Source organism: Sediminimonas qiaohouensis DSM 21189 (assembly GCF_000423645.1).
GTDB classification, from domain to species: domain Bacteria; phylum Pseudomonadota; class Alphaproteobacteria; order Rhodobacterales; family Rhodobacteraceae; genus Sediminimonas; species Sediminimonas qiaohouensis.
The window spans coordinates 60,284-72,351 of sequence record NZ_AUIJ01000012.1 but is presented as its reverse complement, the minus strand read 5'-3'; the positions used below and the strand labels follow the sequence as shown (position 1 = coordinate 72,351).

Below are 12,068 nucleotides of genomic sequence, written 5' to 3'. Positions count from 1 at the left end.
CGGTGGCGATCAGGGTAGCGCGCGGCGCATGAGGATGGCGTCGACCGGGGCGGCGCCCTTGCGCGCGTAGTAGCCCGGCCTGCGGCCGTTTTCGTCGAATCCGCAGGTGCGATAGAGGGCCAATGCGGCGGTGTTGTCGGCTGCGACCTCCAAGAACGCCGTGGTGGCGCCGCGGGCGTGTGCCGCGTGCAAAAAGGCGCTCACGCAGGCCTTGCCCAACCCGCGGCGGCGCGCGCCCGGGGCTGTGGCGAGGGTCAGCAACTCGGTCTCGTCTGCGATGACGCGGCCGAGTGCGAAGGCGCGCGCGTCGCCGACGTGGAAGGTCGCGGCGCTTTGCAGGAGGGATGCGAACTCTTGCGCGCTCCAGGGGCGGGAATTTTCGAAGGCGGCGGCGTGAAGCGCGGCCATTTCCTCAGGTTTCATCGGGCAGGATCACCGGGGGCGCATCGCGCGACGGGGCGGCGTCGGCGGCGCGAATATATAGGGGCGAGGGGGGCGGATTGTCCTGCCCGATGCGCAGTGCGGCGATGCGGGCGATGGCCTCTGGCAGGGGAAAGGCGGCGTGCCCGGGCGTGCCGGCGTATCGCGCGGCCACCTCGTTGGCATGGGCGCCTATGCAGGTGGGGGTGCCCCCTGCGACATCATCGGGCAGCGCGTCCAGCGCTACCAGGACGGGGGGCGTGGAGGGGGCGCCATTGAATCGTTGGATGTAAATCTGATCCCGGGGCGCGGTGACGGCCGACAGGACCACACCGGAGGTGCCGAACGCCTGCGCCTCAAGCGTGGAGACGCCGATCGCCGGCACGCCAAGCGACAGGGCCAGACCCCGCGCGGCGGAGACGGAGATGCGGATGCCGGTGAAATTGCCGGGCCCCGAGCCCACGCCAATAGCGGTCAGGTCGTGCCATGTCGCGCCGCCCTGTGCCAGCACCTCTTCGAGCAAGGGAAACAGGCGTTCGGCCTGTCCGCGCCCCATTTCCTCGTGCCGGGAGGCCAGAACCTGGTCGCCGGACAGCAAAGCGGCCGCGCAATGCGCGGCCGATGTGTCAAAGCCAAGAACCAGCGGGTCAGACTGCAACGGGCTGCACCTCGGTCACTTCGGGGATGTAGTGCCGCAGCAGGTTCTCGATCCCCATCTTCAGCGTCAGTGTCGAGGACGGGCACCCCGCGCAGGCGCCTTGCATGTGCAGGTAAACGACGCCGCGATCGAACCCGTGAAAGGTGATGTCGCCCCCGTCTTGCGCCACGGCGGGCCGCACGCGGGTATCGAGCAACTCTTTGATTTGCCCGACGATTTCGCCATCAGGTCCGTCGTGATCGGCATGGCCGGAGGCGGCGGTGGCGTTGTCTGCCATCACCGGCTGACCCGATTGGAAATGCTCCATGATCGCGCCGAGGATCGCGGGCTTGATATGGTCCCACTCGATGTTGTCGGCCTTGGTCACGGTCACGAAATCCGCGCCGAAGAACACGCCCGTCACACCGTCCACGGCGAATATCCGCGTGGCCAGCGGGGACGTCTCGGCCCCCTCGGGCGAGGGAAAATCAGCCGTGCCAGCGCCCAGAACGCTTTGACCGGGAAGAAACTTGAGCGTGGCCGGATTCGGGGTGGATTCGGTTTGAATAAACATCGGGAAGGCACCTTTCGTGATTAACACAGGATATGCGCCTGCCGTGGTTGAAAGTCAAGGTTTGGAACGATTCCAAACTGCCCGCTGCGTCCGGGACTGCGTCAGGTAATCGCCTCGAGCCGGGCCTTGGACAAGTCCCCGGGAACCACGGTGATCGGGATCGGCAGGGTGCCCGCGCTGCGCGACATCTGTGTCACCAGTGGGCCGGGCCCCTTCTTGTCCGTGCCGGCACCCAGGACCAGAACGCCGATCTCGGAATCGTCCTGGATTTGCTGCAAAATCTCGTCGACGGCTTCGCCCTCGCGGATGACCAACTCGGGGTCGACATTCTGTCGGTCGCGCATCCACTTTGCGAAAACCTCGAAATGGGCATGAATGCGTTCGCGGGCTTCTTCGCGCATCAAGTCGCCCACGCCGATCCAGTGATTGAATTCCTCGGGCGGGATAACGGCCAGGATCGTGACGCCGCCGCCGGTGCGCGCGGCGCGCATGGCCGCGAAACGCATCGCGTTCAGGCATTCACGACTGTCATCCAGAACCACAAGAAACTTGCGCATTGCCCGCTCTCCCCCCGGTATCGCGCCATCATGGCGGCAAACGCCACGTCGCGCAACGGGTCGCGCGCCTGCGGGTCTCCTGCCGGTGTCAGGCGGCGCTGTGGGCCCAATCCCAGTACAGTTCGCGCACGCGCCGCGTGACCGGCCCGACCTGATAGCGGGTCTCGTCAAGGGCGATCACCGGCGTGACCTTGGAGAAATTGCCGGACAGGAACACCTCGTCCGCGTCATGGAAATCGTCGAAGGTCAGGACCGTCTCATTCACGCGCGTGCCCTCGGCAGCAAGGTTCGAGATGTGGCGCGAACGCGTGATGCCCGCCAGGAAGGTGCCGTTGGCGATCGGGGTGAACAGCTCGCCATCCTTGACCATGAACACGTTGGCGGTTGCGCTTTCGGCGACATTGCCCATGGCGTCGGCGACCAGCGCGTTGCCAAAGCCCTTGGAATGTGCCTCGGCCAGCATGCGGGCGTTGTTCGGGTAGAGGCAGCCCGCCTTGGCGTTGACCACCGCGTTTTCCAGAACCGGGCGGCGAAACCGGGTACGGGTGAGGGTGACGCTGGCCTCGGGCGGGGCCATGGGGATCTCTTCGAGGCAGACGGCAAAGCCGGTCTCATCACCCTGCGGGATGATCGCCGTGGCGTCGCCGTGAATGCCCCAATACATCGGACGGATATAGATGGCCGCGTCATCGGGATAGGCGGCAAGGCCGTCGCGGACGATGTCCATCATGTCGGCGGTGCTGACCGTGGGGGTCAGCATCAGTGCCTCGGCCGAGCGGTTGACGCGGGCGCAGTGGGCCTCGAGATCGGGCACGATCCCTTCGAACCGGCGCACGCCATCGAATACAGTGCTACCCAGCCAGCTACCATGGTCGGCGGCACGCATGATCGGCACATCCCCGTCGTGCCAAGTTCCGTTGAAATAGGTGCGGATATTCGTGCCAGTCGCCATGTGCCTGCCTTTTTGAAGTCTTGCGGATGCCGGGACTTTAGCAGCGCCGCCGGTCGAGTAAAGCAACTACACCGGAAATAGGCACCCACCGCCCGCCGAGCGGCGATAGGTGCCTAAATTTTGGAAAATGTATTTGATTGCAATGCGCTTGCACGTAATTCCGGCCGGATCTTGAAACGGGGACACGGTTCAGGATTGCCCGTTAACGCGACGGTAGCAAGACGATGAAACGGATTCGTGACAGTGGATCACTCCGCTTCTGCAAGCAGGGCCTCGATATCAAGCGGGGCGTTTGACATGCCCAGGTTGCCAGAGCTGTCGCGCGGCCAATCCTGCGGGTCGCGGTCGCGGTACAGCTCGATCCCGTTCCCGTCGGGGTCGGTGAAATAGACCGCCTCGCTGACGCCGTGATCGGCCGCACCGTCAAGGGATACGCCCGCGTTCAGCACGGCGCGCAGGGCGGCGGCAAGGGCACGGCGATCGGGGTAAAGGAACGCGACGTGAAACAGCCCGGTATGCCCGCGCGGCGGGGGCGTGCCATTCTTGCTGTCCCAGGTGTTCAGGCCGATATGGTGATGATACCCGCCCGCCGAGAGAAAGGCCGCCTGGGTGCCGAACTTCTGTTGCAGCTCAAAGCCCAGCAAATCGCGGTAAAAGCCGATCGCGCGGTCGAGGTCGGCCACCTTCAGGTGAACATGCCCTACGCGGGTTTCGGGATGGGTGATGAATTTCGTGTCGGTCATGATGCCTATCCTCTTGTTGCAAGAAGGATAGGCGCGCCGTGATCGGGGCGAAAGGCCAGCATCCGCACGGGTCATGTGCGCGGATGCGCCGGGTCGGGTCAGGTGCTGCGCAGCATGCCGACGATATCATAGGTGCGGTGCAGGATCGGCGCGGCGATTTCGCGCGCGCTATTTGCGCCGCGGCCAAGGACGCGGTCGATCTCGTCGGGTTGCTCCATCAGGCGGGCCATTTCCTCGGAGATGGGGGCGAGTTTGGCCACCGCCAGATCGGCGAGCATCGGCTTGAACTCGGAAAACTGCTTGCCGCCGACGTCGCGCAGGACGTCCTCGACCGTTGCATCCGAAAGCGCCGCGTAGATGTTGACAAGGTTGCGCGCCTCGGCGCGATCCTCAAGACCCTTGTCTTCGGACGGGAGGGGGTCGGGGTCTGTCCTGGCCTTGCGGATCTTGCGTGCGATGGTGTCGGCATCGTCTGTCATGTTGATGCGGCTGGCGTCGGACGGATCGGATTTCGACATCTTCTTGGACCCGTCGCGCAGGCTCATGACGCGGGTGGCAGTGCCTTCGATCACTGGCTCGGTCATCGGGAAGAAATCGACGCCGTAGTCGTGGTTGAACTTGGCGGCGGTGTTGCGGGTCAGCTCAAGGTGCTGCTTCTGGTCCTCGCCCACGGGCACGTGGGTGGCGTGGTAGGCCAGGATGTCGGCGGCCATGAGCGCCGGGTAGCCGAACAGGCCAAGCGACGCCTCTTCGGCGTTCTTGCCGGCCTTGTCCTTGAACTGCGTCATGCGCTTCATCCAGCCCATGCGCACTACGCAGTTGAATATCCACGCCAGTTGCGCGTGCTCGGCCACCTGTGACTGATTGAAAAGTATGGACTTTTCCGGGTCTAGGCCTGCGGCGATGTAGCCCGCCGTCAATTCGCGGGTTTGCCGCAGAAGCGCCTGCGGCTCCTGCCAGACGGTGATCGCGTGCATATCGACGACGCAATAGATCGTCTGCACGCCGCTTTCTTGCATGTCCACGAAGCGGCGGATGGCGCCAAGATAATTGCCCAGCGTCAGACCGCCCGAAGGTTGGATGCCAGAAAATACGCGCGGGGTGAAGGCCGCGTTCGGGGTGGATTGCGATTGGGCCGCATCCTCCATGGGTCATCTCCGTCTGGATTTATCAGTCGAGGTGGCTTACCCATGCCCCGAAGCGCCGTCAAGGAGAGCCGCAGATGTCCGAGCAGACCCCAACGCCCGCCGTGAACCCGGTCTCGCCGGTCGTGATCGCGCTTTTCGTGCTGATTGTAGGGGTCGAGGCGATGTTTACGCTTGGGTCTCAGGGCTTTGTCGGCGGGCCGGGCGCGGTGGGTTGGCGCATTGCGGCGATCGAGAAATATGCGTTCTCGGCGCCGGTATTCGATTGGATGTGGAGCAATAACCGCTGGCCTACGGAGCATTTGATCAGGTTCGTGAGCTACCCGTTCGTGCATGGCTCGTTCATGCATGCGCTGTTTGCTGGCGGGATGTTGCTGGCGCTGGGCAAGTTCGTGGGCGATGTGTTCAGCCAGTTGGCGACGCTGGCGATTTTCATCGGCTCTTGCGCTTTGGGGGCGTTGGCTTATGGCGTGCTGGTGACCGATCAAATCCCGCTTTTTGGCGCGTTTCCGGGGGTTTACGGGATGATCGGGGCGTTTACCTACCTGCTGTGGCTACGGCTGGGCGAGGCAGGTGAGCATCAGGCGCGGGCCTTTGTCCTGATCGGTGCGCTGATGGGGATACAGTTGGTGTTCGGCCTGCTGTTCGGTGGCAGCAAGGATTGGGTGGCGGACCTCGCCGGGTTCGGGGCGGGCTTTGGCCTGTCGTTTTTCCTGGCGCCCGGGGGATGGGCGAAGCTGCGCCAAAGAATTCGCCACAAATAGGTGGTATTCCAGCGGGTTAGCCGCGCCGGGACAGGGCGCGGCGGTACTGCGCCAGTTGGAACGCGCCGAGCAGTTGGCCAATGCCGAAATAGCTGATCATCCCGATCATGATCAGCGCGGCGAGCGCCGCGTAGCGCCATCCGGCCATGCCGAAAAACGGGCTGAGCAGGGCCATCGCGGCCCAAAGGACGCCGCCCATGATCGCGGCGGCGGCAAGGATGCGCCAGATACGCTTGTGAAACCGCGCATCGAACCGTGCAACCTCCCCCATGGGCCGGACGCCAAGCGCGAGTTGCACCACCATGGCCCATCCGGCGATGGTCGTGCCGATGGCGGCGGCGATCCAGCCGATGAACGGGGCAAGGCCGACGGCGACGAGCGCGTTCACCACCATGGCGACAAGCGCGTAGTTGAACGGGCTTCGGGTATCCTCGCGCGCGAAATAGAGCGGTTGCAGGATCTTCTGCATCACGAAGGCGGGCAGGCCCAGGCCGTAGATCATCACCGCCAACGAGATCGCCGCGCTATCGTCCGCGGTGGTTGCGCCGCGCTCGAACAGGACAGAAACCAGCGGAAGCGGCACGACAACCAGCGCGACGGCGGCGGGGATGGTCAGGCCCAGCGACACTTCGGCCGCGCGGGACAGGGCATCGCGGCTGCCTGCCTCGTCCCCGGCCTTGAGGCGGCGGGACAGGTCGGGCAAAAGCACCACGCCGATGGCGATGCCCACCACCCCGAGCGGCAGTTGATACAGGCGATCGGCGGCGAACAGCCAGCCAACGGCGTGGTCGAAATAACTGGCAACCTGTTGACCGACAAGGAGGTTTACCTGCACCACCCCACCCGCAAGCGCGGCGGGGATCGCGACCCGCACAAGGCGGGCCATCTCGGGTGTCCAGCGGGGCCTGCGCAGGGGCATGGTAAACCCGGCGCGGCGGGCGGCGGTCCAGACCAGGGCGAGCTGCGCTATGCCTGCGACGGGGATGGTCCAAACCAGGGCGCGGGCGACATCGGTGCCGAGCCATGCCGCGCCTGCCATACCGCTGATCAGGAGCACATTCAGCAAAACGGGCGCGGCGGCGGCGGCGGCAAAGCGGCCCATCGCGTTGAGCACGCCCGACAGCAACGCGGCGAGCGAGATGAACAGGATGTAGGGAAACGCGATGCGGCCGAATTCGACCGACAGGGGGAACTGTTCCTGCCCGGCAAAGCCCGAGGCGAGGCCAAGCACCAGCCACGGCATCGCGACCTGGGCCAGCAGCGTCAGCACCAGCAGCACCGAGGCCAGCCCGGCAAAGGCCTGTGCGGCAAAGCCGGGGGCGTCCTCGTCCGCCTCGTAGCGTTTGGAAAACATGGGGACAAACGCCATGTTGAACGCACCTTCGGCAAAGAAGCGGCGGAACATGTTGGGCAGGCGGAAGGCCACGACATAGGCCTCGTAGGCGGGGCCGGTGCCGAGCCATGCAAGGATCATCGCGTCGCGCAGGAAGCCCAGGATGCGGCTGAGCATGGTCCACATGCCCACCGTCACGAAGCCCGAGAGCAGGCGGATGGGTTTCATGGGCGTCCCTTTGCGTTCGGTTGCGTCCTTACCCGATTAGAGGATGGCAGCCCCCGCGAAAAGGCCCCTTGCGCAGGGAAATGGCGTGCGGGGGTGCGGAACTGGGGGATTGGGCGTCCGAATAGCGCCGAAGGCGCCGGGCGAGCGCTTGCCCGTCCCGGCGGGCTGGCGCTTTGGAGGTGGCGCACTGCCGTGGATAGGGCGGAGGTAGTTTGTTGGGATAAAGTGCGCAGCTCGGTCGTTGCAGCGCCACCCCACGGGCAGGCGCTCGCCCGGCTTGTGCTATGACTTGGACAGGCCTGGCAGCCGCCAGTCACCCGGGCAGGTGGTTGATGCGTCCGGCCTGCCAGCCGGTATCGGGATCTAGGTGCAGCTCGGTCAGGGACAGGTTGTCGATGCGGTGGGCAAATGCCTGGTACGGGGTCAGGCGCAGGGCGCGCTGCACTTGCGTCAGGATCACGCCGAAATGGGCCACCGCGACGATGTCGCGTCCGGGGTGGGCGTCCATCACGCGCGCAACGGCGCGGTTCACCCGCGCGCCCAGCTCGTTCCAGCTTTCGCCGCCGGGTGGGCGGGTCTCGCCGGGGCGATCCCAGAAGGCGTGCAGGCCGTCCTGATCGGGGATGGTATCGAAGCTTTGCAATTCCCACTCGCCGAAATTGATCTCACGCAGGTCGGGGTCGTGGGGTAGGCGGTCGCGTTTGCCCGAGATGGCATCGGCGGTGGCGATGGCGCGGCTGAGGTCCGAGGACAACACCACCGCCCCTTGCGGCAGCGCGGCGTCGAGCGCCCGCAGGCGGGCAGTGTCGGACAGGTCGGCGGGCAGATCGGACCAGCCGACCATGGATTTGGCATGGGTGGGCGCGTGCCGGACCCACAGCAGCCGGCTCATGCCGCCCCGCCGCCGGGCAGCGCCCCCTTGAGCGGCAGCGGCAGACCCGCAATCACCGCCACGACCAGATCGGCGCGCGCGGCGATCTGCTGATTAAGCGCGCCTTGCGCATCGCGGAACCGGCGCGCCAGCGCGTTTTCGGGCACCACGGATTGGCCCAGCTCATTGGACACGACCACCACCCGCGCCGCGCACCCCGTCAGCGCATCCAGAAGATCGGCCTGCGCGCGGGCCAGATCGCTGCCTTCCGCGCCCATCTGGTTGCTGAGCCACATGGTCGCGCAATCAAGCAATATAACGCTATCGGCGGAGGCGTCGCGCAGCGCATCGGCGGCGTTCAAAGGGGCCTCGACCACGTGCCAGCCGGGGCCGCGGGTGGCCTGATGCGCGGAAATCCGCGCTTTCATCTCATCATCAAGGGCCTGCGCGGTGGCGAGGTAAACCATTGGTGCCTCGGTGCTTTTGACAAGGGATTCGGCAAATGCCGTCTTGCCCGAGGCCGCGCCGCCCAGCACCAGGGTCAATTTTGACAACATCCAATATACACCTTATTGTGATCCATCCCCGCTAGGCCTGCGTAGCATTCTGCGTGACACTAGCAAAGAGGCCCTTCGCCTTCGACGGTCATGGGCCTTGCAGACTGGGGGTAATGATATGGCACTTGACGGACAATACGACACCAGCATGTCGCGCCGCGCCATGAAAGCAGAGCTTCTTGACGCCGAGACGGAATTGAAACTGGCCTATGCGTGGCGTGATGAGCGCGACGAGGAGGCCTTGCATCGCCTGATCACCGCCTACATGCGGCTGGCGATTTCCATGGCGTCCAAGTTCAAGCGCTATGGCGCCCCCATGAACGATCTGATCCAGGAGGCGGGCCTTGGCCTGATGAAGGCGGCGGACAAGTTCGACCCCGATCGCGGGGTGCGGTTCTCGACCTACGCGGTGTGGTGGATCAAGGCCAGCATCCAGGACTACGTGATGCGCAACTGGTCGATGGTGCGCACCGGCTCCACCAGCAGCCAGAAGAGCCTGTTTTTCAACCTGCGCCGGGTTCAGGCGCGGCTGGAACGCGAGGCGATGGCGCGGGGCGAGGAACTGGACCGCCACCAGATGCGGCAGGCGATTTCCACCGAGGTGGGCGTGCCCCTGCATGACGTGGAGATGATGGAAGGGCGGCTTTCGGGTTCGGATTTCAGCCTCAACGCCACGCAATCGGTCGAGGATGAGGGCCGCGAGTGGATCGACACGATCGAGGACGAGGGCACGCAGGCCGCCGAGATCGTCGAAAACGCCCATGACACCGAGGCGCTGCGCGCGTGGCTGGTCGAGGCGATGTCGGCGCTCAATGAGCGCGAGCGGTTCATCGTACGCGAGCGCAAGCTGCGCGATGCGCCCAGGACGCTGGAGAGCCTTGGCGCCGAGCTGAAGCTGAGCAAGGAGCGGGTTCGGCAACTGGAGGCGGCGGCGTTCGCGAAGATGCGCAAGTCGCTTGAAAGCCATGCGCGCGAGGTGCATGAATTCCTCGTATGAGGGTATTTGCATATATTGCGGCGCTGCTGACCGCGGCCCCGGTATGGGCGGGGCTGGATGTTGGCATGCTGGAGCGGATGCGCGCGGCGCAGGTGGTGATCCTGGGCGAGGTGCATGACAATCCCGCCCATCACGCCGCGCAGGCCGGGGCGGTGGCGGCTGTGCAGCCCGCGGCACTGGTGTTCGAGATGCTGACGCAGGCGCAGGCGGCGCGCGTTACGCCGGACAATCGCGGCAAAGCGGAGGCGCTGGCGCGGGCGCTCGATTGGGCCGAGACGGGGTGGCCCGATTTCACGATGTATCATCCCATTTTCACCGCCGCGCCGGGCGCGCGCGTATACGGTGCCGCGGTGCCGCGTGCGCAGGCGCGAAAGGCGATGCAAGAGGGCGTGGCCGCGTATTTCGGCGGTGATGCCGGTGCCTATGGCTTGCGTGATCCGCTGCCGCGTGGGCAGCAGGCGGCGCGCGAGGCGATGCAGATGGCGGCGCATTGCGATGCCCTGCCCGAGGTGATGCTGCCGGGGATGGTGGGCCTGCAGCGGCTGCGCGATGCGGAACTGGCGCGCGCGGCGCTACGCGCGCTGAATGAGGCGGGCGCGCCGGTGGTGGTGATTACCGGCAACGGCCATGCGCGGCGTGATTGGGGCGTTCCCGCGGTGCTGGAACGGGTGCGGCCGGAGGTGTCCGTGTTCGCGCTGGGCCAGGGCGAGGCGGGCGTGGCGCCCGAAGGCGGCTTTGACGCGGTGCGCTACGCCGCCCCGGCCGAGCGCGAAGACCCCTGCGCGGCGTTCCAGTAGCGGGCGGCGCGAGTGGCGCGCGCGAATAGCGCCGAAGGCGCCGCGCGAGCGCCTGCCCGTCCCGGCGGGCTGGCGCTTTGGAGGTGTGGCACTGCCATTGATAGAGAGGATGTATGTGGGGGGATAAAGTGACCAGCTCGGTCGTTGCAGCGCCATCCCACGGGCAGGCGCGCGCCCGGCTTGCGCTTTGCATCCCCGCCGGAATAGCGCTGCAGTAGCCATGAGAGGTTCACAATCGGCGCGGCGGGTTCTAGTGTCGGGGCATCATGTCTGGGGGACGGGCGATCATGCTGGCGGGCAAGCGGATATTACTGGTCATTGGCGGCGGCATCGCGGCCTACAAGACGCTGGAGCTGATCCGGCTGTTGAGGGGGCAGGGGGCGGATGTCAGCCCGGTCCTGACGCGGGCGGGCGCGCAGTTCGTGACGCCGCTGTCGGTGTCGGCGCTGGCCGGTGAGGCGGTGCACGAGGATTTGTTCGATCTGACAAAGGAAGCCGAGATGGGCCATATCCAGCTTTCGCGCAGCGCCGATCTGGTGGTGGTGGCGCCGGCGACGGCGGACCTGATGGCGAAGATGGCGCAGGGGCATGCGAGCGATCTGGCGACGACGCTGTTGCTGGCCACGGACACGCCGGTGCTGATCGCGCCGGCGATGAACGTGCGGATGTGGCAGCACCCGGCGACGCAGCGAAATTGCGAATGGCTGAAGGGCGACGGGGTTGCGCTGATTGGCCCCAACGCGGGCGACATGGCCTGCGGCGAGCATGGCCCGGGCCGGATGGCCGAGCCCGAGGAGATTGTCGAGGCGATAGCGGCGCGGCTGGCGGCGGGGCCGCTGGCGGGCAAGCGGGTGCTGGTCACGTCGGGCCCGACGCATGAGCCGATCGACCCGGTGCGCTATATCGCCAACCGCTCGTCCGGGGCGCAGGGCACCGCGATCGCGCGGGCGCTGGCGGCGCTGGGCGCGGACGTGGTGTTTATCACCGGTCCCGCCGATGTGCCCCCGCCCGGTGGCGTGGAGGTGGTGCGGGTGCAAACCGCCGCGCAGATGCTGGAGGCGGTGCAGACGGCGCTGCCGGCCGATGCGGCGGTGTTCGCGGCGGCGGTGGCTGATTGGCGCGTCACGGCGCAGAGCGAGGCCAAGATCAAGAAGCAGGCCGGCGCCCTGCCGGTGCTGGAGCTCGCGGAAAACCCCGACATCCTGGCGCAGGTGGCGCAGATGGGCGAGGGGCGGCCGGGCCTGGTGGTGGGGTTTGCCGCCGAGACTTGCGACGTGATCGACAACGCAACCGCCAAGCGGGTGCGCAAGGGATGCGACTGGATCGTGGCCAATGACGTGAGCCCGGCGACCGGCATCATGGGCGGCACCGAGAACGCCGTGCACCTGGTCACCGGCGAGGGCGTCGAGGACTGGCCGCGTATGAACAAGGCCTTGGTGGCGCGGCGCCTTGCGCAGCGGCTGGCGGAGGCGCTGGCCTGAGGGCGGGGAGCC

The 12,068-nt window shown here is 66.3% G+C and carries 14 protein-coding genes; 4 read left to right on the top strand and 10 right to left on the bottom strand.

Annotated features, from left to right (window positions below; all coding sequences use genetic code 11):
* Nucleotides 1–9: 9 nt before the first annotated feature.
* The 7 genes from G568_RS0111425 to trpS form a co-directional block, all read right to left on the bottom strand.
* Complete coding sequence (locus tag G568_RS0111425) at nt 10–408, bottom strand: GNAT family N-acetyltransferase (protein WP_026758164.1); 399 nt, start codon at nt 406–408, stop codon at nt 10–12.
* Between the two features lie 4 nt (nt 409–412).
* Nucleotides 413–1,078 (bottom strand): tRNA (adenosine(37)-N6)-threonylcarbamoyltransferase complex dimerization subunit type 1 TsaB, encoded by a 666-nt coding sequence (gene tsaB / locus G568_RS0111420; protein WP_026758163.1) that lies wholly within the window; start codon nt 1,076–1,078, stop codon nt 413–415.
* The gene (locus G568_RS0111415) at nt 1,068–1,631 is read right to left on the bottom strand and encodes a NifU family protein (RefSeq protein ID WP_026758162.1); all 564 of its coding nucleotides are present in this window, start codon (nt 1,629–1,631) and stop codon (nt 1,068–1,070) included. Before G568_RS0111415 ends, tsaB begins: the two co-directional genes overlap by 11 nt.
* A gap of 101 nt (nt 1,632–1,732) precedes the next feature.
* Nucleotides 1,733–2,188: a universal stress protein gene (locus tag G568_RS0111410; protein ID WP_026758161.1), complete on the bottom strand. Its 456-nt coding sequence runs from the start codon at nt 2,186–2,188 to the stop codon at nt 1,733–1,735.
* 88 nt (nt 2,189–2,276) lie between these two features.
* Complete coding sequence (locus tag G568_RS0111405; RefSeq protein ID WP_026758160.1) at nt 2,277–3,140, bottom strand: branched-chain amino acid aminotransferase; 864 nt, start codon at nt 3,138–3,140, stop codon at nt 2,277–2,279.
* A gap of 248 nt (nt 3,141–3,388) precedes the next feature.
* Nucleotides 3,389–3,883 carry a VOC family protein gene (locus tag G568_RS0111400; protein WP_026758159.1) on the bottom strand — a complete coding sequence of 165 codons (495 nt, stop codon included), beginning with the start codon at nt 3,881–3,883 and terminating at the stop codon, nt 3,389–3,391.
* A 98-nt stretch (nt 3,884–3,981) separates the two neighbouring features.
* Nucleotides 3,982–5,031, bottom strand: a complete 1,050-nt coding sequence (gene trpS / locus G568_RS0111395) for a tryptophan--tRNA ligase (protein WP_026758158.1) — start codon at nt 5,029–5,031, stop codon at nt 3,982–3,984.
* A 74-nt stretch (nt 5,032–5,105) separates the two neighbouring features.
* Here trpS and G568_RS0111390 point away from each other — a divergent pair, with 74 nt between their 5' ends.
* A complete protein-coding gene (locus G568_RS0111390; RefSeq protein ID WP_026758157.1) occupies nt 5,106–5,792 on the top strand; it encodes a rhomboid family intramembrane serine protease in 687 nt (228 codons plus the stop codon).
* A 16-nt stretch (nt 5,793–5,808) separates the two neighbouring features.
* Here the strand turns inward: G568_RS0111390 and murJ are convergent, their stop codons facing one another.
* From murJ to cobU, 3 genes are all read right to left on the bottom strand, one after another.
* Complete coding sequence (murJ, locus tag G568_RS0111385; RefSeq protein WP_026758156.1) at nt 5,809–7,353, bottom strand: murein biosynthesis integral membrane protein MurJ; 1,545 nt, start codon at nt 7,351–7,353, stop codon at nt 5,809–5,811.
* Between the two features lie 313 nt (nt 7,354–7,666).
* Nucleotides 7,667–8,245, bottom strand: coding sequence for a histidine phosphatase family protein (locus tag G568_RS0111380; protein WP_026758155.1), 579 nt, complete (start codon nt 8,243–8,245; stop codon nt 7,667–7,669).
* Nucleotides 8,242–8,781 carry a bifunctional adenosylcobinamide kinase/adenosylcobinamide-phosphate guanylyltransferase gene (gene cobU, locus G568_RS0111375; RefSeq protein WP_026758154.1) on the bottom strand — a complete coding sequence of 180 codons (540 nt, stop codon included), beginning with the start codon at nt 8,779–8,781 and terminating at the stop codon, nt 8,242–8,244. Before cobU ends, G568_RS0111380 begins: the two co-directional genes overlap by 4 nt.
* Nucleotides 8,782–8,899: 118 nt before the next feature.
* Between cobU and G568_RS0111370 the strand changes: the two genes are divergently transcribed.
* The 3 genes from G568_RS0111370 (at nt 8,900) to coaBC (ending at nt 12,056) form a co-directional block, all read left to right on the top strand.
* Complete coding sequence (locus G568_RS0111370) at nt 8,900–9,778, top strand: RNA polymerase factor sigma-32 (RefSeq protein ID WP_026758153.1); 879 nt, start codon at nt 8,900–8,902, stop codon at nt 9,776–9,778.
* The gene (locus G568_RS0111365; protein ID WP_051202946.1) at nt 9,775–10,575 is read left to right on the top strand and encodes a ChaN family lipoprotein; all 801 of its coding nucleotides are present in this window, start codon (nt 9,775–9,777) and stop codon (nt 10,573–10,575) included. The genes G568_RS0111370 and G568_RS0111365 overlap by 4 nt, the downstream gene beginning before the upstream one ends.
* Nucleotides 10,576–10,862: 287 nt before the next feature.
* A complete protein-coding gene (gene coaBC / locus G568_RS0111360; protein ID WP_026758151.1) occupies nt 10,863–12,056 on the top strand; it encodes a bifunctional phosphopantothenoylcysteine decarboxylase/phosphopantothenate--cysteine ligase CoaBC in 1,194 nt (397 codons plus the stop codon).
* Nucleotides 12,057–12,068 lie beyond the last annotated feature (12 nt).

Bases quoted from the DNA above. Each gene is read 5' to 3' on its own strand.
- G568_RS0111390 (WP_026758157.1), top strand. From the start codon at position 5,106: ATGTCCGAGCAGACCCCAACGCCCGCCGTGAACCCGGTCTCGCCGGTC.
- trpS (WP_026758158.1), bottom strand. From the start codon at position 5,031: ATGGAGGATGCGGCCCAATCGCAATCCACCCCGAACGCGGCCTTCACC.
- G568_RS0111415 (WP_026758162.1), bottom strand. From the start codon at position 1,631: ATGTTTATTCAAACCGAATCCACCCCGAATCCGGCCACGCTCAAGTTT.
- G568_RS0111425 (WP_026758164.1), bottom strand. From the start codon at position 408: ATGGCCGCGCTTCACGCCGCCGCCTTCGAAAATTCCCGCCCCTGGAGC.
- coaBC (WP_026758151.1), top strand. From the start codon at position 10,863: ATGCTGGCGGGCAAGCGGATATTACTGGTCATTGGCGGCGGCATCGCG.
- murJ (WP_026758156.1), bottom strand. From the start codon at position 7,353: ATGAAACCCATCCGCCTGCTCTCGGGCTTCGTGACGGTGGGCATGTGG.
- G568_RS0111400 (WP_026758159.1), bottom strand. From the start codon at position 3,883: ATGACCGACACGAAATTCATCACCCATCCCGAAACCCGCGTAGGGCAT.
- G568_RS0111380 (WP_026758155.1), bottom strand. From the start codon at position 8,245: ATGAGCCGGCTGCTGTGGGTCCGGCACGCGCCCACCCATGCCAAATCC.
- G568_RS0111410 (WP_026758161.1), bottom strand. From the start codon at position 2,188: ATGCGCAAGTTTCTTGTGGTTCTGGATGACAGTCGTGAATGCCTGAAC.
- G568_RS0111405 (WP_026758160.1), bottom strand. From the start codon at position 3,140: ATGGCGACTGGCACGAATATCCGCACCTATTTCAACGGAACTTGGCAC.
- G568_RS0111370 (WP_026758153.1), top strand. From the start codon at position 8,900: ATGGCACTTGACGGACAATACGACACCAGCATGTCGCGCCGCGCCATG.
- cobU (WP_026758154.1), bottom strand. From the start codon at position 8,781: ATGTTGTCAAAATTGACCCTGGTGCTGGGCGGCGCGGCCTCGGGCAAG.
- G568_RS0111365 (WP_051202946.1), top strand. From the start codon at position 9,775: ATGAGGGTATTTGCATATATTGCGGCGCTGCTGACCGCGGCCCCGGTA.